The organism is Flexithrix dorotheae DSM 6795 (assembly GCF_000379765.1).
GTDB classification, from domain to species: Bacteria; Bacteroidota; Bacteroidia; order Cytophagales; family Flammeovirgaceae; genus Flexithrix; species Flexithrix dorotheae.
Genome location: NZ_KB903438.1, coordinates 1 through 17,159 on the forward strand (window position 1 = coordinate 1; position 17,159 = coordinate 17,159).

The window sequence follows — 17,159 nt, forward strand, 5'->3', positions numbered from 1 at the left end:
AGGTCCACCATCATCAGTTCACAACTCCCAGTGGCAAATTGGTATGATATCATAGGGGATAGTACCGTGGCCGATGCACTACTTGATAGAATGATACATACTGCCCATCGTATCGAATTAAAAGGAGAATCTTTGAGAAAAAGAAAAATGAAATGATTTATGTAAATTTGTTAAACCTCAGCCTAATTTTTTAACCTAAACTACAGAGCTGCTAAAAAAGGGTGGATCACTATCGTAATTACACGGGTCAGTATCGTAATATTTTACATTTTTAGGGCAGGTGCTTATCCAATATTATCTAAGGAAAGGGATGGAGGTGGTTGTTTTATCAAGAAAGTCCCAGGCTACAAATGGAAATTTAAGATATGTGTATTGGGATGGTGTGAATTTGGATGATTGGGCAAAAGAATTAGAAAATGCCCTAGCAGTTGTAAATCTGGCAGGCAAATCAGTGGATTGTCGCTACAATGAAAAAAATAAAAAGGAGATTTATGATTCCAGATTAAACTCAACAGCTGTTTTAGGGAAAGCGATCCTGGCTTGTGAAAAGCCTCCAAAAGTCTGGATTAACGCAGCATCTGCTACTATTTACCGCCATGCTGAAGACAGACCAATGGATGAAATAACAGGAGAGATTGGTACCGGATTTTCGGTAGATGTATGTGAAAAGTGGGAAGCGGTTTTTAATCAAATTAATACTCCAAGAACCAGAAAGGTTTTAATGAGGCTGGCTATGGTATTTGGAAAAACGGGAGGAGTGATTGTTCCCTTCAAAAACCTGGTAAAACTAGGCTTGGGTGGACATCAGGGAAAAGGAACACAATATATGAGTTGGTTACATGAAAAAGATTTTGCAGAGATTATTAATTGGATGATTCAAAATGACTCGGCCACGGGTATTTACAATTGTTCCAGTCCGAACCCTGTTCCTAATAAAGAATTTATGAGCGCATTTAGAGCTGCCTTTCGGCAAAAAATCGGAATCCCGGCTATGGAATGGATGGTGAAGATCGGAGTATTTTTGATGAGCACGGAAGCTGAATTAATTCTAAAAAGCAGAAGAGTTATTCCTACCAGGCTTCTGAAAGATGGGTATCATTTCCAATACGAAAAAATCGATGAAGCCCTGAATGATTTAGCGAATTGAATATTTATTTCTGCCTTAATTAAAATTTTATTACCGACTTTAAGGTAATTTTTTAATTTTGCGCATGGCAGAAAAAATTTACATTTTCGACTTTGGCTCGCAGTATACTCAACTTATCGCCAGAAGGGTAAGAGAGTTAAATGTTTATTGCGAAATTCATCCTTACAATCATCTACCCATTATTGATCAGGATGTGAAGGGAATTATCCTATCTGGTAGTCCCCATTCTGTATTTGACAAGGAAGCACCCAGTATTGAACTGGACTCTATTCGGGGTGAATTACCTGTATTGGGTATTTGCTACGGAGCTCAACTCACCGCACATGAAGCAGGCGGAAAAGTTCTTCCTTCTGAAATAAGGGAGTACGGAAGGGCTAACCTCAGTTTTATTAATGATACAAATCCTCTATTAAGACATATTACCGCAAACTCTCAGGTTTGGATGTCTCATGGAGATACCATTCGGGAGCTTCCTCCTGAATTCAAAAAAATTGCAAGTACAGAAAGTGTGGAAATTGCCGCTTTCCAGGTGGAAGAGGAACAAACTTATGGAATTCAGTTCCATCCGGAAGTTACCCATTCAGAAGAGGGACTTACAGTTCTTAAAAATTTCCTGGTTGATATTTGTGGTTGTGAACAGGACTGGACACCAGCTCACTATGTAGATTCCACGGTTGCTGAACTTAAGGAAAAATTAGGAAATGATAAAGTAGTCATGGGGCTTTCAGGAGGAGTTGACTCTTCAGTTGCAGCCGTATTGTTACACAAAGCCATTGGCAAGAATCTTTATTGCATTTTTGTAGACAACGGTCTGCTCAGAAAGTATGAGTTTGAAGAAGTGTTACATTCCTATCAGGATATGGGATTGAATGTGAAAGGGGTGGATGCAAAGGACAGATTTTATGAGGCTTTAAAAGGGATAAAGGATCCTGAAGCAAAAAGAAAAGCGATTGGCAAAACCTTTATTGAGGTTTTTGATGATGAGGCTCATCAAATATCGGATGTAAAATGGTTGGGACAAGGCACTATTTATCCTGATGTGATTGAGTCAGTTTCAGTAAAAGGTCCTTCAGCTACTATTAAATCTCACCATAATGTTGGAGGATTACCCGATTTTATGAAGTTAAAAGTGGTAGAACCACTGAATACGCTATTTAAAGATGAGGTGAGAAGAGTCGGGAAGGAAATGGATGTGAAGCAGGAAATTTTGGGAAGGCATCCATTCCCGGGGCCTGGATTAGGAATCAGGATACTGGGTGATATTACCAGTGAAAAAGTACGTATTCTACAGGATGTGGATTACATTTTTATAAAAGGATTAAAAGACCATAAGTTATATGATGATGTATGGCAGGCAGGAGCTATGCTATTACCTGTTCAGTCGGTTGGGGTGATGGGAGATGAGAGAACTTATGAGCAGGTAGTAAGTTTGAGGGCAGTAACCAGTCTGGATGGAATGACAGCTGATTGGGTACATTTACCTTATAAATTTTTGGCGGAGATTAGTAACAAAATTATTAATCAGGTAAAAGGTGTGAACAGAGTGGTATACGATATTAGTTCCAAACCACCTGCCACTATAGAATGGGAATAATGTAAGCTTCTCAAAACCTAACAGGAATTTGGATATAGGCAAATTCCTGTTAGGTTTTTTCATGTTTTTTATAATGCTTTTTCTTGCTGTAACCTGTTGAAGATTCAATGGTTTGGGATGCAATGAAGCAAAAATTTTTATATTTGAATAATATTGGGTATTCAGGCCGAGATATTTAACAGAGATATGATGCCTTTGTCCAATTTATTTTATTGACTCAATTTTTTATAGCACTATTGTAATGAATTTTTTCTGAGTCAAGTTTTTTTCTGATAATATGATTAAAAGAATCCTTCTTATTGCTGTATTGGGACTGATATCGTCCCTGGTTTTGGGGCAGTCCAAAACATCCAAAGCACTTTATAAAAAATATGAATATGGCAAAACTTTCCTGAATAACCATCAGTATGGGCAAGCTAAGGAAGTTTTTAAGTCGGTGGCGGCTGTGCAGGAGGGGAATAGTTACAGAGATTATGCGCTTTATTTATATGCTTATTCTGCCTATAAAAATGGTAATAAATCAGAATCAAGGGATGCGCTATTTGAGTTGATCCGGAAAAATCCTACCTGGGAAAATATGGATGATGTCAACTTTTTGGTTGGACTGATTGAATTTGATAATAATTCCTTCAACAGTGGTTTGGAATATTTCAATAAAATAAAAGGTACGCAATATGAAGAGGATATTAATGAACTCTTAATAACCAGGCTTGATGATCAATCTATTGAGGAGTTGGAGTTTTTATACAGAAAATTTGAGGATGATATCATTGGAGAAAAAATTTATAAAAAACTTTTAACTATTCAGGTTTATCCTACTTACCAAACCCTGTTTGAAGAGTTGAGCCCTTTATATGGCGAAGTTGCTAACAGTGAGGATTCCCTTTTAGTGGAGCCTGTTTATAAAGATAGTTATAACGTAGCGGTTTTACTCCCTTTTATGGAGGGGGATTTTACCATGGATTCCATTCCTGTAAATGTGCAGCGGGTATTAGACCTCTATGAAGGAATTAAAATTGGAGCTGAAAAATTAAAAGACCAAGGCATTAAACTCAATCTTTTTGCTTTCGATACCAAAAGGGATAGTTTAACCACTGTAAAAATCTTGAGTGATCCTTCTTTTGAGGAAATGGATATGATTTTTGGCCCATTATATCCGAATACCATTCCATTAGTAGCTGATTATGCTGGCGTTTTCAAAAAAATCATAGTCAATCCTGTTTCATCCAATAAGAAGTTTATTGCCGGAAACCCTTTTGCTTTCCTTACTCAGGCTACTCCTTCCACCGAAGTGAAGGCCCTTGCAGATTTTGCAATAGATTCATTAGAAAGTAAAACGGCCTATATTCTGCATGGATTAAAAAGCAGTGATGAAAGACTAGCCAGGGAATATAAGGAATATCTTGAAGAAAGGGGAGGAGTAGTGCAATTGGTGCAATCTTTTGAATATACACCGGAGTTTTTTGAAAATCTGCTGGAAAAGCTGGGGCCACTTGCCTCTGATAGTGTCCCCCATGTGTTTTTAAGTTCCGTGGATAAAGCGGTAAGTGTAAATGCCATAAGTGCCTTGCAAAGTATAAAATCAAGAAATCCTATTTTGGTTTTCAATGATCTGCTGGAAATAGAACAACTGAGCTATAAGCAGTTGGAATTAATGAAAGTCTTTTTCAGTTATCCTAGATATTTTGATAAAGACAGCATAAAGGCAAAAATGTTTCAGAGTGATTATGTGGAAAAGTTGAATTTTATACCTTCTATTTATGCCTATTTAGGTTTTGAATCTATTTCGCTTTTTGGTAAAATGTTGCAGAAATACGGAACAGGTTTACCCAATGGGATTCACGATGAGCAATTTATAAGGGGTGCCGTTTCTTATGGCTTTAATTTTCAGGATGGTAATGACAATAGCTTTGTTCCAATAGTGCGTCTGAAAAATGGCATTCTGGAGATAGTGAATAAACCAAAAGAAAGAAATATATTAATTGGAGAAAAGTAGTTTTAATGCCAGATTTCCGGAAAAACCAAGCCTTATATGATTACCTCTCTGGATATCTTACTGAACACAGAAAGGAAGGTATACTTTCTGTGTTATCGGAAAGAACGAGATACCTGACTGTTATTCTGGACAATATATTTCAATCTCAAAATGCCAGTGCGGTAATGAGATCTTGCGAATGCCTGGGAGTTCAGGATTTGTATGTGATTGAGGAAAGCACTCGGTATAAGGTAAATAAAAATGTAGTGATGGGGGCATCCAAATGGGTGGATTTACACCGATTCTCCACCACTAAAGAAGCCCTTTCTGCAGTCAAAAAGAAAGGTTATAAAATTGCTGCTACTTCACCTGGTCAATCAAGTATTAGCCTTCACGATCTTCCTCTTGATCACAAAATCGCTCTTGTTTTTGGAAATGAACTCAATGGAATAAGCCAGGAAGTTTTTGATGAAGTTGATTATACGGTGACCATTCCCATGTGTGGATTCACAGAAAGCTTCAATATTTCCGTAAGTGCTGGTATTTCGCTTTATTATCTGATGAATAAATTAAAGGATTCGGAAGTAGACTGGAAATTAACCGAGGAAGAAATCCTGGATTTGAAAGTGAGGTGGGCCAGAACCTCTATTAAAAAAATTGATATTATTGAAAAGGAATTTAATAAAAAATTTTCCTGAGATTTTATAAAAAAAGCTCTATCATAACAGATAGAGCTTTATCAAATAAACCAAATTAGGCAATAAAAATTGCTATGCGTGAAATAAGCAAAAATTAACAAAATAGAACAGTTGGGTTTACAATTGTTAACTATTTAAAGGAATTAAATAATACCCTTTTTTATTATCCTGATTTTATAATCCATAGCAGTGGAATTTGCGCCTAAAAATTTAATTAGCCAGTCAAAATGAAATTAGATATACTTGTTTTAGCAGTTCACCCGGATGATGCAGAGTTGTCCTGTTCAGGAACTATTTTATCACATATTCATCAGGGTAAAAAAGTGGGTATAGTGGATTTTACCAAAGGAGAATTAGGTACCAGGGGAAACGCTGAATTAAGAATGAAGGAGGCTGCAGAGGCAGCTAAAATTATGGGCTTGTCTTGTCGGGAAAATCTTGGTTTTGCTGATGGCTTTTTTGAGAATAATAAGGCTCATCAGTTGGAAATCATAAAAAGAATAAGAAAATATCAGCCAGATATAATTTTAGCCAATGCCATTGAAGACCGTCATCCCGATCATGGTCGGGCAGCAAAGCTGGCTAATGATGCCATATTTTTAAGCGGGTTGAAAAAAATAGAAACTGAGCTGGAAGGAGAAATTCAGAAAGCCTGGAGGCCTTCCAATGTTTTTCATTATATCCAAAGCAATTACATAAAGCCTGATTTTGTGGTAGATATTTCCGCTTTTTGGGAACAGAAAAAAGCGGCTATAATGGCTTTTAAAAGTCAGTTTCATCAGGAAGGAGAGCAAGTTTCTGGTGACCAGACCTTTATTTCCACTCCGGGGTTTATGGAATTTATTAAAGCCAGAGCCAAAGAATATGGGCAGCATGTGGGAGTTGAACTTGCTGAAGGGTTTACTATTTCAAAACCCTTGGCAGTGAAAAGTTTATTCGATTTTATCTAAAAATAGTTCCTAGGTTGCCCTTAGGACTGCAAAATTTAATCTAAAGTTTTTACATTTCCATCTTAATTATGTCGTAAAATATTTAATTTTCGGTTTCGAAAAAAGACCAACCTTTCCGGGGCATGAAAATTAAAAAGCTAGAAATTTTATGGATGCTTGAGCAACTGGATAATATCCGGGAACAAGCCGAGATTTTAGAAGAAAAGTATAAACCCTATCTGGAAAAAGTCCATCCCTCCTTTAAAGAAAGCGCTTTAAATCTATTGCATTACAGAGCCTTGCGACAAAATGACATCAGGGAACTACAGGAAAAACTTGCTCACCTTGGTTTGTCGAGGCTTGGCAAGGCTGAAGCTCATGTGATGGCCAGTATTGACATTATCAAAAGGGTGTTGGAAAGTTTCATTAAAAAAAAGAAATTAAAATCAGTAAAATCAAGAATATCCATAAAAAAGGGGAATAAGTATCTCAATAGGAATACTAAAAATCTTTTGGGGTATCGAACAAAAGGACGAAGGGTAAGGATAATGGTCACCCAGCCTAGCGAAGCCGCACAGCATCCCGATTTGGTGAGAAAATTTGTTGAACTGGGCATGAACAGTGCTCGTGTAAATTGTGCACACGACTCAGAGGTGGAATGGGCACAAATGATTGAAAATGTACGAGAGGCTTCTGCTAAAGTGCGGAGAAAATGCAAGGTTTGTATGGATTTGGGAGGCCCAAAAATTAGAACCGGAGAAATTCTTCCAGGTCCCAAGGTGATTAAATGCCAGCCAGAAAGGGATGACTATGGTAGGGTGATTAATCCCGCGCAGATATGGTTAATTCCCGAAGGGCATGACTTGCCAGAAGAAACCGAAAACTTTATTTTAGTAAATGAGGAATGGCTAAAAAATCTCGAAGAAAACGATAAGGTTGTTTTTACGGATACAAGAAATAAAAAAAGACAACTGAAAATTGTAGGAACTTCCGGTTTGTGGAAGCTTGCCAATTGTTACGATGCTGCCTACATTGAAACAGGAACCCTTCTTTTTTTGGAGAAGAATGATGAAGTTTCGGAAACACAGGTGGGAGAACTTCCTCCAATTCAGCAAAAAATCCTTTTAAATATTGGAGATTTATTTATTATTCACAAAGAGAAAATTCCCGGTAAACCTGCGGAATTTGATGAAGATGGCAACCTGTTAAAAAATGCTCATATTTCCTGTACTTCAGAAGAAGTATTTGATTTTGTGAAAGAAGGAGAGCGAATCCTTTTTGACGATGGAAAGATCGAAGGAATTATTCACCAGGCGAATGCTGAAAAGCTGGTGGTGAAAATTACCTATGCTAAAGAAGGCGGAGCAAAACTAAAGGCAGATAAAGGTATAAATTTACCCGATAGTGATTTGAAAATCAGTGGGCTGACTGCTAAAGATAAATCTGATTTGCCTTTTGTAGCTGAGCATGCTGATGTGGTTAACCTTTCCTTTGTAAATTCTAAAGCAGATGTAGAGGAATTAATTGCAGAACTTGAAAAGTTGAATGCCAAAGATAAACTGGGCATCATTTTAAAAATAGAAACTCAGGCTGGCTTCAATAATCTTACTGAAATTTTACTGACTGCCATGCAGTTTTATCCACTTGGTGTGATGATCGCCAGGGGAGATTTGGCTATAGAATGTGGTTGGGAAAATATGGCCAGGATACAGGAAGAGATTCTCTCTCTCTGCCAGGCCGCCCATGTTCCGGTGGTCTGGGCTACTCAGGTTTTGGAGAGCCTTGCCAAAAAAGGGTTGCCTTCCAGGGCTGAAATTTCAGATGCGGCCATGTCCCAAAGAGCGGAGTGTGTGATGTTAAATAAAGGCGCACATATAGTGGATGCTATCAAAATGCTCAATCATATTTTAAGTATGATGAAAGATTACCAGAATAAAAAGTCTCCTATGCTGGCTGAACTCATTTTAGGAGCTGGGAATAATTCTTCAGGAGTTTAAAGAATTTCCATTACCTTCCTTCACCATTTTTATGAATATATCATTGATGGAGGGAATGATTTCTTTTATGGAATGGATTTCGAATTTGGGTATAAGGCTATTGATCAGTTCGTTAGAGCTGCTTCCATTTATTCTGATCAGGCTTTTGTACCAGCCAATTTCGTTTTGTTCGGAACTCTGTAACGAAAAGGAATTTGATAAATCCATTTCCAGAACTGGCTGGTTGGTTTCCACCTCAAATAAATTGGTTTTGTATTGGGTTTTTATCTCTGATTTTTTTCCATCCAACACTTTCTCCGCCTTGTTGATTAAGGCCAGATGGTCGCAAAGTTCTTCAACTGTTTCCATTCGGTGAGTGGAGAAAATAATGGTGCAGCCTTTTTCCCTCAGCTGGAGAATTTCATCCTTAATCAGGTTGGCATTGATGGGATCAAATCCTGAAAATGGTTCATCAAGAATGATTAATTCTGGTTGATGAAGTACCGTGGCAATAAATTGAACCTTTTGTTGCATTCCCTTCGATAAGTCTTCAATCTTTTTATTTAACCAGGATTTTATTTCAAATTTCTCAATCCAATAGGGTAGTTTTTGCTTTACCTCTGCCAGAGATAATCCTTTTAGTCTTGAAAGGTAAATCAATTGTTCCCCAACTTTCATTTTTTTATAAAGCCCCCGTTCTTCTGGCAAATAACCAATTTTTAAACCATGCCTGGGGTGCAATTTTTCTTCTCTGAAGAAAATCTCTCCTTCATCCGCACCGGTAATTTGGGTAATTATCCGGATTAATGATGTTTTTCCAGCTCCATTAGGTCCCAGTAAACCAAATATACTTTTTTCAGGAATTGAAATATTGATATTTTTCAGTGCGGTATGGCCGGCATATCTTTTTGTTACATTTTCTATTCTCAGCAGATCCAATTTTCAGCCCTTTCTATAAGTTAAGTATTCAGGTTAAAGTGTTAAAAAGTTTAGTCTAACCTGCAGGATTTTTTTCTCACCGATTAGGTGATAATTCAAAGGTAGTTATTATGAAAGTAATTGGAAAAAGGAAATAGGCTTATTTTGATTCCAAAAAATTAAAATTTCTGGAGAAATTCTATTTTAATCCTTTTTTCTATTTTGGGATATGAATTCTTCTTAGGAGGAAAAAAAAGTTTGAAAAGGCCATGTAGCTCAAAATAAAATTTCATGAGTTTTCCATGTATAATTTATATGTAAATATTATACTCAGTGAGCAGAACAGAAATCATGAAACTGGGAAAAAATAATTTCTCTAATTTACCTATATTTATGTGGAGAAAGATCAAATAGAGTTTTTTGCTGTTGAATTTCGTCCAAATTTTCGGCTTTCAAACAGGACCTTTGCTCATGATTTTTTCAGTGAAAATGAAATGCTTAATGGAAAGTTTTTTAGTGGGAAATTCTTTAAACTCTTTTTGCTTTTCTCAAATATCACTTGTAGTTTGAAGTATGCCAAAAGATGTTTTTAAGCTATTTTTTATCCTTATTTATCTTCAGGGAATTCCCGGATTCTCTCAGCCAGATTTTATTGAGTCAAGTAAAAAAGACTTGCTTGGTAAAGTTGAAAATGCTCCATTCGATAGCCTGAAAGCTGATCTTTATTTAAAAATTGCCGAATTATATCAGAATAGTTACAAAGATTCCTTTGTGAGGTATGCGGATTTTTCTATGGCAATTAGCCGGGAAAGTAATTATTTCATAGGAGAAATAAGGGTGAATTTGGTCAAAGGATTCAATTTATACCTTTTCGGAGATCATTTGGAGGGTATGGAGTTAATTAAAAAAGGCCTTTCTCAAAGTGAAGAAAAGGATTATATCTTTGGTCTTGCAAAGTCGAATAACTACCTGGGATTGGTTTATATATATGAGGGGGAACTTTCAAGTGCACTCAAATGTCAACAAAAATTTTTGGATTATAGTGAGCAAATACAGGATGAATGGGGAGTAGCAGATGCCTATACCAATATTGCGCTTGTTCATTTTAATTTTAAGAATTATGAAGAATCAGAAAAATATTATTTGAAGGCCTATGATATGCAATCCAGGATTGGCAATAAAGAAGGAATGGGGTATATAAAGAATTCCCTCGGGAGGATTTATATGGAAAAAAATGATATTGAAAGGGCCTTGAGTGAGTTTATGCAGAGTTACCAGATCCAAATGGAAGTGGGGAATTTAAAAGGTCTAGTGTATGCTCTTAATTCGATTTCGAAAGTGTCCATATTGAAGGGGAAAATGGATGAGGCTCTTTTGTATTTAAATGAAGCTTTAGAGTATTCCCTTGAAATAAATTATTTGTGGGGTGAGTGTTCCACTAATATTGACCTGGGAAATTATTTTCTGAAAATGGAGCAATATAGAAAAGCCATTGAAGTTGCGGAAAAAGGTTATTTACAGGCGAAACAGTTGAGTAGTAATCAACTTATTGCCGGGGCAAGTGGAGTGCTGAATAAAGCCTATAAAGGAGTTGGCAATTATCAAAAAGCTTTGGAATACCAGGGCTTTTATTTCATTTATAACGACAGTTTGCTTGGTGAAGAACAGGCTAGAAAAATTGAAAAACTGGAAACAGAATTTCAATTGGCACAATCAGAAATGGAAAATAACAGGCTCAAGCAGGAAAACCTTTATAAAGATGAACAAATTAAGAGACAGAGGGTAACGGTTTTTGCGGGCGTATCCATTTTAATTTTAGTAGGAATTTTTATTTTTTTTCTACTAAAAGTTAACAAAAGGGAGCATCGGTTTAATAAGGTTTTGCTGGCTAAAAACAAATTAATCCAAAGTCAGAAGGAAGAACTCGAAATGCAAAGTGAAGAGATAGGTGATCAAAATGCTGAGTTATTTGCCAGAAATGAAGCTCTTTCCAACCTTAACCGAGAAAAGGATACGCTTATGCATATTGTGGCGCATGACCTCCGGGCTCCTTTAAATCAGATAAAAGGTTTGGTAGAATTAATCTCTATTGAAGGCCATTCAGAGAAAAGCTTTTCAAATTATATTGAAAAAATTAAACAGGTAGTGTCACGGGGAGATCATTTGATAAATGATTTGTTGGAGATGAATATTCTTGAAAATAAAGATATTCAGATTAAGCAGGAGGCTTTATCAGTTGAACAATTTTTGAAAAGTATTGCTGCTTCATTTGAACAGGTAGCCTCTGTGAAAAAAATAAAAATTGCGTTGCACACCCATGGTGATAATGAAATTTTTACAGACAAAGATATCCTGACAAGAATTCTTGATAACCTAATTTCCAATGCCATCAAGTTTAGTTTTCCCAATTCAGAAGTCAAAATTAAAACAAATCGAAATCACAACACCTTGACCATAGCAGTAATTGATAGTGGTCCTGGCATTAAAGAAAGTGATAAGGAGAAGGTTTTTGGTAAATTTCAGAAATTATCCGCTCAGCCAACCGCAGGCGAACCCTCCACTGGATTAGGCCTTTATATTGTACGTTTGCTTACTGAAAAAATAAATGGGAAAATCGGGTTTGAAAGTAAAGAAAGCTCCGGAACAACATTTCTTTTGGAATTGCCTTTGGTTACCCAGGGTCAACCTGTGTAAAAAATCCCAAAACCATTAAAAGGCTTTGGGATTTTTTTATTGAAATAAAAAGATTTGAATCCGGAAATTTTAGCTAAACAATTCAGGGTCGCGTTCTACCATCAGAATAGTATGTTGAGGAACAATAAAATATTTTTCTCCCTCATAAATCACTTCGAATGCACCTTTTTGTAAAAATATGGCCAAATCGCCCTCTTCCACCTGTAAAGGCATATATTTTAATTTTTCATTGTTAGCTTTCCATGGTTCATCCATTTCATCGGATGGTGGAGGAAGCGGATAACCAGGCCCTACTTTAATCACATAGCCACTTTGTATTTTTTCTTTTTCATGTACACCAGGAGGAAGAAATAGTCCTGATTTGGTTTTATCAGTAGGAGTTTTAGGCTTTATCAATACACGATCTCCTACCACAATGATTTTACTCAATTTATTTTCTTCGGTTACCATTTGCCTTATTTATTCAACTGAATTTTTTAATGAAATTTAATACAAAAATAAGGCGCTGCCATCTTTTACTGACAAAATATCAGTTTGTATGGCGGAATTCCTGTAATGGTTTCCTTGGGAATAATGGATTTCGGTAAAAACAGGTATTTTTGTCAAGTTTATCGGGATTTACAGGATAAAAAAGTAAATGATTAAGAAGGATTAGAATTTTAATATTAGATGAGCAGAAGAAAGTTAGCCAAATTTGAAGAGAATAATAAACGAAATAATGTTATTGAGCCGGGAAAGCCTATATATGAACAGGTGAAAGGCAATTGGAATAATAAGGTTTTTAATAACGATAATCCAATAGTATTAGAGCTGGCTTGTGGAAATGGGGAATATTCTACGGGAATGGCCAATGTTTTTCCTGAAAAAAACTTCATTGGTGTAGATGTAAAAGGAGATAGAATTTTTAATGGAAGTACGGTGGCCATTAATAACAATTTAAATAATGTAGCTTTTCTAAGATGTCAGATATTGACACTACAAAATTTCTTTGAGGAAAATGAGGTGGATGAAATCTGGATTGTTTTTCCCGACCCAAGGCCCCGGTCAAGAGATGAGAAAAGACGACTTACCCACCCCCGATATCTGAATATATATGAAAATATCCTGAAAGAAGATAGTTGGATTCGATTTAAAACGGATAGTCTGCCATTGTTTGAATATACCCTGGAAGTACTTGAAGAAACCCGAATTAAAGATCTGACATACACAAAGGATTTGTATAATTCAGATTTGCTTGAAGAACATTTCGGGATAAAAACCAGGTATGAAAACATGTTTTCCGAAAAAGGATTTAAGATAAATTATTTGAAATTCAAATTTGAAAACTAAAGAAAAGTGGAAATTAAGATTAGAAAAGGGAATGAAAAGGATATAAAAGCTGTTTTTGGACTTATCAAAGAATTAGCTGATTATGAAAAATCTATTCATGAACTGGAGAATTCTGAAGAAGAAATGTTAGCAGATGGATTTGGGGAAAACTCTATCTATAAATTTATTATTGCCGAGTCGGGCAATGAGATTATCGGAATGGCCTTATATTATATAGCGTATTCAACCTGGAAAGGCAGATGCCTTTACCTGGAGGATTTGGTAGTATCAGAAAGTTGGAGAGGGAAGGGCATAGGTCAGAAGTTATTTGATAGAATTGTAGAGATTACAAGGGAGGAAAATACAAACCGTCTCATGTGGCAGGTCCTTGACTGGAACGAACCCGCTATTAATTTTTATAAGAAAAATGGAACCAAATTCTTTGATAATTGGATTAATTGTAGATTAACTAAAAAACAACTCGATGAATATTGAAAGTGGGCAGGAAGCGCTTTTAATTGATTTACAACATCTTCCATGTATTTCCTATTTTTCTTTACTGAAAAAATATAAAATAATTTACCTGGAATCGGAGGAGTCGTATATCAAACAAAGCTATAGAAACCGTTGTTACATTTTAACTTCCAATAAAATCGATAGATTAACAGTGCCGGTAAAGTACAAAAACGGTTTAAAAACACGAAAGGTGGAAATTGATTATGTACAAAAATGGCAAAACCGGCATTGGAGGGCATTAAAATCGGCTTATGCCAAAACTCCTTTTTTCGAGTTTTATGGAGATTATTTTGAGGAAATTATCTATGCTCAACATCAATATCTCTACGATTTGAATATGGATTTACTGACATTGTGTCTAAAAATGCTAAACATAAAGGTTGATATTCGCCATACTGACACCTACTATCATGAAGTTCCGGAAAATATAGCCGACTTTAGGTCAGTTATTCATCCCAAAAAGGAAAGTGGTATTAAAAATGTACAATTTTATAACCAGATATTTGGTTCTGATTTTACAGAGAATTTAAGTATTATTGATTTGTTGTTTAATGAGGGACAAAATTCCTCAGTAATTATTGATCAACAAGCAAAAAATTTAATTTTTTAAACATTGTAGTTGAATAAAGCAAAAAACATTAGAGTATTATTAGTAATATTTCAATAAATTGTTTTTATTTAACTATAGCGAACGTTAATTTTATAATTCATCTATAATTATCTAACACCCATGGCTATGGAAGCTAAATTTTCAAATAGGGTAAAAGAAGTAATTTCATTAAGCAGAGAAGAGGCATTGCGGCTGGGGCATGATTACATTGGAACGGAACACCTATTACTAGGAATGATTCGCGAAGGTGAGGGAATTGCTGTGGCACTGTTAAAAAAGCTTGGAATTTCCTTGGAGGAACTTCGGGCTACTATTGAGCAAGCTACAAGAGGAACTGCTAGTCATAATGTAAAAAACTTAGCAAATATACCCTTAACAAGACAATCAGAGAAAGTTCTGAAAATTACATACCTGGAGGCTAAAATCTTTAAAGCTCAATTAATAGGAACTGAACACTTGTTGTTGTCAATTCTTAGAGATGAAGATAATTTGGCCACTCAGATATTACATAAATTTGATGTAACCTATGAAGTGATCAAAGAACTTCTTGAATATCATACTGATAATCCGGTTTCTGGTCCGTCAGAAACAGATGATCCGGATGATGAACCAAGCAGAATGTTTGGTGGTGGAAGTTCAGGAAGGGAAGGCAAAGGATCTGAAAAGTCCAGAACTCCTGTTTTGGATAACTTCGGCAGAGATTTAACTAAATATGCTGAAGATGATAAACTTGATCCTATTGTTGGTAGGGAAAACGAGATTGAAAGGGTTGCGCAAATTCTAAGTAGAAGAAAGAAAAATAATCCAATTCTAATTGGGGAACCTGGAGTAGGTAAAACCGCAATAGCGGAAGGGCTTGCTCTTAGAATTGTACAAAAAAAGGTATCAAGGGTACTGTTCGGAAAAAGAGTGGTTACGCTTGATCTTGCTTCACTGGTAGCTGGTACAAAATACAGAGGTCAGTTCGAAGAAAGAATGAAGGCTGTAATGAATGAATTGGAAAAAGCCCCTGAGGTGATCCTATTCATTGATGAAATTCATACCATTGTTGGTGCAGGAGGAGCTTCCGGTTCACTGGATGCCAGTAATATGTTTAAGCCAGCGCTTGCCAGAGGTGATATACAATGTATTGGTGCCACTACTCTAGACGAGTACAGACAATATATTGAGAAGGATGGTGCATTGGCAAGGCGTTTCCAAATGGTAATGGTAGATGCTACTACACCTGAAGAAACTGTTGAAATCCTGAACAACATAAAAGGCAAATACGAAGACCACCATAGAGTGGATTATACACCTGATGCCATAGAAGCTTGTGTGAAATTATCTGATCGGTATATAAGTGATCGGTTTTTACCAGACAAAGCAATTGACGTTTTGGATGAAGCGGGGGCAAGAGTTCACATTAACAATATCCATGTGCCTGATGATATTGTGAAGTTGGAGGAGCAGATTGAAAATGTGAAGAAAGAAAAGAATAAAGTAGTCAAAAGTCAGAAATATGAAGAAGCCGCTCAGTTGAGAGATAAGGAAAAGAAACTTATTGATCAGTTGGAAGCAGCCAAGGTGAGATGGGAAAAGGAAACCAACGAAACGGTGTATCCGGTGGAGGAAGAAAATGTAGCGGAAGTAATTGCCATGATGACTGGAATCCCTGTAAACAGACTTGCTCAGAATGAAAGTCTGAAGTTGCTGGGAATGGGTGATGAACTTAAGGCAAAAGTGATTGGGCAAAATCAGGCAATTGATAAACTGGTGAAATCAATTCAGAGAACCAGGGTTGGTTTAAAAGATCCTCAAAAACCTATTGGATCCTTTATCTTCTTAGGACCTACCGGAGTTGGTAAAACTGAATTAGCCAAAGTGCTGGCTACTCATTTGTTTGATAAAGAGGATTCTCTTGTAAGAATAGATATGAGTGAATATATGGAGAAATTCTCTGTATCCAGGTTAGTTGGAGCACCTCCGGGATATGTGGGTTATGAGGAAGGTGGACAACTTACCGAGAAGATTAGAAGAAAGCCATATAGTGTAGTGCTTTTGGATGAGATCGAAAAAGCTCACCCTGATGTATTTAACTTATTGCTTCAGGTATTGGATGATGGTATTTTAACAGATGGACTTGGAAGAAGAGTGGACTTCAGAAATACCATTATCATCATGACTTCAAATATAGGAGTAAAGGACCTGAAAGATTTTGGTGCAGGCATTGGTTTTGCCACCAAAACAAAGGTTGGAAATCAGGATGAAATTATGAAAGGAACTATCCAGAATGCGCTGAAAAAGGCATTTTCTCCTGAATTCTTAAATAGGTTGGATGATGTGATCGTATTCAACTCACTGGAAAGAGAGCATATTCATAAGATTATTGATATTTCTCTGGGTAAACTTTTTGAAAGGCTAAAAATTCTTGGATACCATATCAAGTTATCTGAAAAAGCTAAAGATTTCTTAGCGGAAAAAGGATATGATCCTCAATATGGAGCAAGGCCATTGAACAGGGCAATCCAGAAATTCCTGGAAGATCCTATTGCCGAAGAGTTATTGAAAAATGAAATAACTGAAGGCGATACTTTAGTGGCGGACTATGATGGAAAATCCGGTGAACTTAACCTCAAGATCAAAAAGGCTACAAAGGCTGAAACTGAGTAATTGTAGTAAATAATATTTTTTAGATCAAAGGGATTCTCAAATTTTGAGAGTCCCTTTTTTTATTTTTTGTGGCAAGTGATTATGGCTGGAATCAATAAGGTTTAAAGGGTTGATAAAAAAAAATGAACAAAAATTTCGCTTG

Annotated in this window: 14 protein-coding genes; 12 read left to right on the plus strand and 2 right to left on the minus strand. The window is 36.2% G+C overall.

The window, feature by feature from the left end; all coding sequences use genetic code 11:
* The 7 genes from A3EM_RS42210 to A3EM_RS0112330 all read left to right on the plus strand — a co-directional run.
* Positions 1–156 (plus strand): ATP-binding protein (locus tag A3EM_RS42210; RefSeq protein ID WP_020528518.1); only part of this gene is annotated, 156 nt, incomplete at its 5' end.
* A gap of 124 nt (positions 157–280) precedes the next feature.
* Complete coding sequence (locus A3EM_RS42215) at positions 281–1,147, plus strand: TIGR01777 family oxidoreductase (RefSeq protein WP_044238248.1); 867 nt, start codon at positions 281–283, stop codon at positions 1,145–1,147.
* 64 nt (positions 1,148–1,211) lie between these two features.
* Positions 1,212–2,741, plus strand: coding sequence for a glutamine-hydrolyzing GMP synthase (guaA, locus tag A3EM_RS0112310; RefSeq protein ID WP_020528520.1), 1,530 nt, complete (start codon positions 1,212–1,214; stop codon positions 2,739–2,741).
* Positions 2,742–3,018: 277 nt separating this feature from the next.
* Positions 3,019–4,737 carry an ABC transporter substrate-binding protein gene (locus A3EM_RS0112315; protein ID WP_020528521.1) on the plus strand — a complete coding sequence of 573 codons (1,719 nt, stop codon included), beginning with the start codon at positions 3,019–3,021 and terminating at the stop codon, positions 4,735–4,737.
* A 5-nt stretch (positions 4,738–4,742) separates the two neighbouring features.
* Positions 4,743–5,414: a TrmH family RNA methyltransferase gene (locus A3EM_RS0112320; protein ID WP_020528522.1), complete on the plus strand. Its 672-nt coding sequence runs from the start codon at positions 4,743–4,745 to the stop codon at positions 5,412–5,414.
* A gap of 227 nt (positions 5,415–5,641) precedes the next feature.
* Positions 5,642–6,364 (plus strand): bacillithiol biosynthesis deacetylase BshB1, encoded by a 723-nt coding sequence (gene bshB1, locus A3EM_RS0112325; protein WP_020528523.1) that lies wholly within the window; start codon positions 5,642–5,644, stop codon positions 6,362–6,364.
* A 122-nt stretch (positions 6,365–6,486) separates the two neighbouring features.
* Positions 6,487–8,340 carry a pyruvate kinase gene (locus tag A3EM_RS0112330; protein ID WP_020528524.1) on the plus strand — a complete coding sequence of 618 codons (1,854 nt, stop codon included), beginning with the start codon at positions 6,487–6,489 and terminating at the stop codon, positions 8,338–8,340.
* Here A3EM_RS0112330 and A3EM_RS0112335 read toward each other — a convergent pair.
* Positions 8,329–9,258: an ABC transporter ATP-binding protein gene (locus A3EM_RS0112335; RefSeq protein WP_020528525.1), complete on the minus strand. Its 930-nt coding sequence runs from the start codon at positions 9,256–9,258 to the stop codon at positions 8,329–8,331. The genes A3EM_RS0112330 and A3EM_RS0112335 overlap by 12 nt on opposite strands.
* Before the next feature lie 552 nt (positions 9,259–9,810).
* Here A3EM_RS0112335 and A3EM_RS0112350 point away from each other — a divergent pair.
* Positions 9,811–11,931 (plus strand): tetratricopeptide repeat-containing sensor histidine kinase, encoded by a 2,121-nt coding sequence (locus tag A3EM_RS0112350; protein ID WP_020528528.1) that lies wholly within the window; start codon positions 9,811–9,813, stop codon positions 11,929–11,931.
* Between the two features lie 69 nt (positions 11,932–12,000).
* On the opposite strand, the gene A3EM_RS0112355 is transcribed toward A3EM_RS0112350, so the two are convergent.
* Entirely contained in the window at positions 12,001–12,381 is a 381-nt protein-coding gene (locus A3EM_RS0112355) for a co-chaperone GroES (protein ID WP_020528529.1), read from the minus strand.
* A gap of 219 nt (positions 12,382–12,600) precedes the next feature.
* On the opposite strand from A3EM_RS0112355, the gene trmB reads away from it, so the two are divergent.
* From trmB to A3EM_RS0112380, 4 genes are all read left to right on the plus strand, one after another.
* A complete protein-coding gene (gene trmB / locus A3EM_RS0112365; RefSeq protein ID WP_020528531.1) occupies positions 12,601–13,260 on the plus strand; it encodes a tRNA (guanosine(46)-N7)-methyltransferase TrmB in 660 nt (219 codons plus the stop codon).
* Between the two features lie 6 nt (positions 13,261–13,266).
* Positions 13,267–13,734, plus strand: a complete 468-nt coding sequence (locus A3EM_RS0112370) for a GNAT family N-acetyltransferase (protein WP_020528532.1) — start codon at positions 13,267–13,269, stop codon at positions 13,732–13,734.
* On the plus strand, positions 13,724–14,365 hold the full coding sequence (locus A3EM_RS0112375) for a WbqC family protein (RefSeq protein WP_020528533.1): 642 nt from the start codon (positions 13,724–13,726) through the stop codon (positions 14,363–14,365). Before A3EM_RS0112370 ends, A3EM_RS0112375 begins: the two co-directional genes overlap by 11 nt.
* A 126-nt stretch (positions 14,366–14,491) precedes the next feature.
* Positions 14,492–17,017: an ATP-dependent Clp protease ATP-binding subunit gene (locus tag A3EM_RS0112380; RefSeq protein WP_026210260.1), complete on the plus strand. Its 2,526-nt coding sequence runs from the start codon at positions 14,492–14,494 to the stop codon at positions 17,015–17,017.
* Positions 17,018–17,159: the final 142 nt, after the last annotated feature.

Coding starts and splice junctions, on each gene's coding strand:
- guaA (WP_020528520.1), top strand. CDS start 1,212: ATGGCAGAAAAAATTTACATTTTCGACTTTGGCTCGCAGTATACTCAA.
- A3EM_RS0112315 (WP_020528521.1), top strand. CDS start 3,019: ATGATTAAAAGAATCCTTCTTATTGCTGTATTGGGACTGATATCGTCC.
- A3EM_RS0112320 (WP_020528522.1), top strand. CDS start 4,743: ATGCCAGATTTCCGGAAAAACCAAGCCTTATATGATTACCTCTCTGGA.
- bshB1 (WP_020528523.1), top strand. CDS start 5,642: ATGAAATTAGATATACTTGTTTTAGCAGTTCACCCGGATGATGCAGAG.
- A3EM_RS0112330 (WP_020528524.1), top strand. CDS start 6,487: ATGAAAATTAAAAAGCTAGAAATTTTATGGATGCTTGAGCAACTGGAT.
- A3EM_RS0112350 (WP_020528528.1), top strand. CDS start 9,811: ATGCCAAAAGATGTTTTTAAGCTATTTTTTATCCTTATTTATCTTCAG.
- A3EM_RS0112355 (WP_020528529.1), bottom strand. CDS start 12,381: ATGGTAACCGAAGAAAATAAATTGAGTAAAATCATTGTGGTAGGAGAT.
- trmB (WP_020528531.1), top strand. CDS start 12,601: ATGAGCAGAAGAAAGTTAGCCAAATTTGAAGAGAATAATAAACGAAAT.
- A3EM_RS0112375 (WP_020528533.1), top strand. CDS start 13,724: ATGAATATTGAAAGTGGGCAGGAAGCGCTTTTAATTGATTTACAACAT.
- A3EM_RS0112380 (WP_026210260.1), top strand. CDS start 14,492: ATGGAAGCTAAATTTTCAAATAGGGTAAAAGAAGTAATTTCATTAAGC.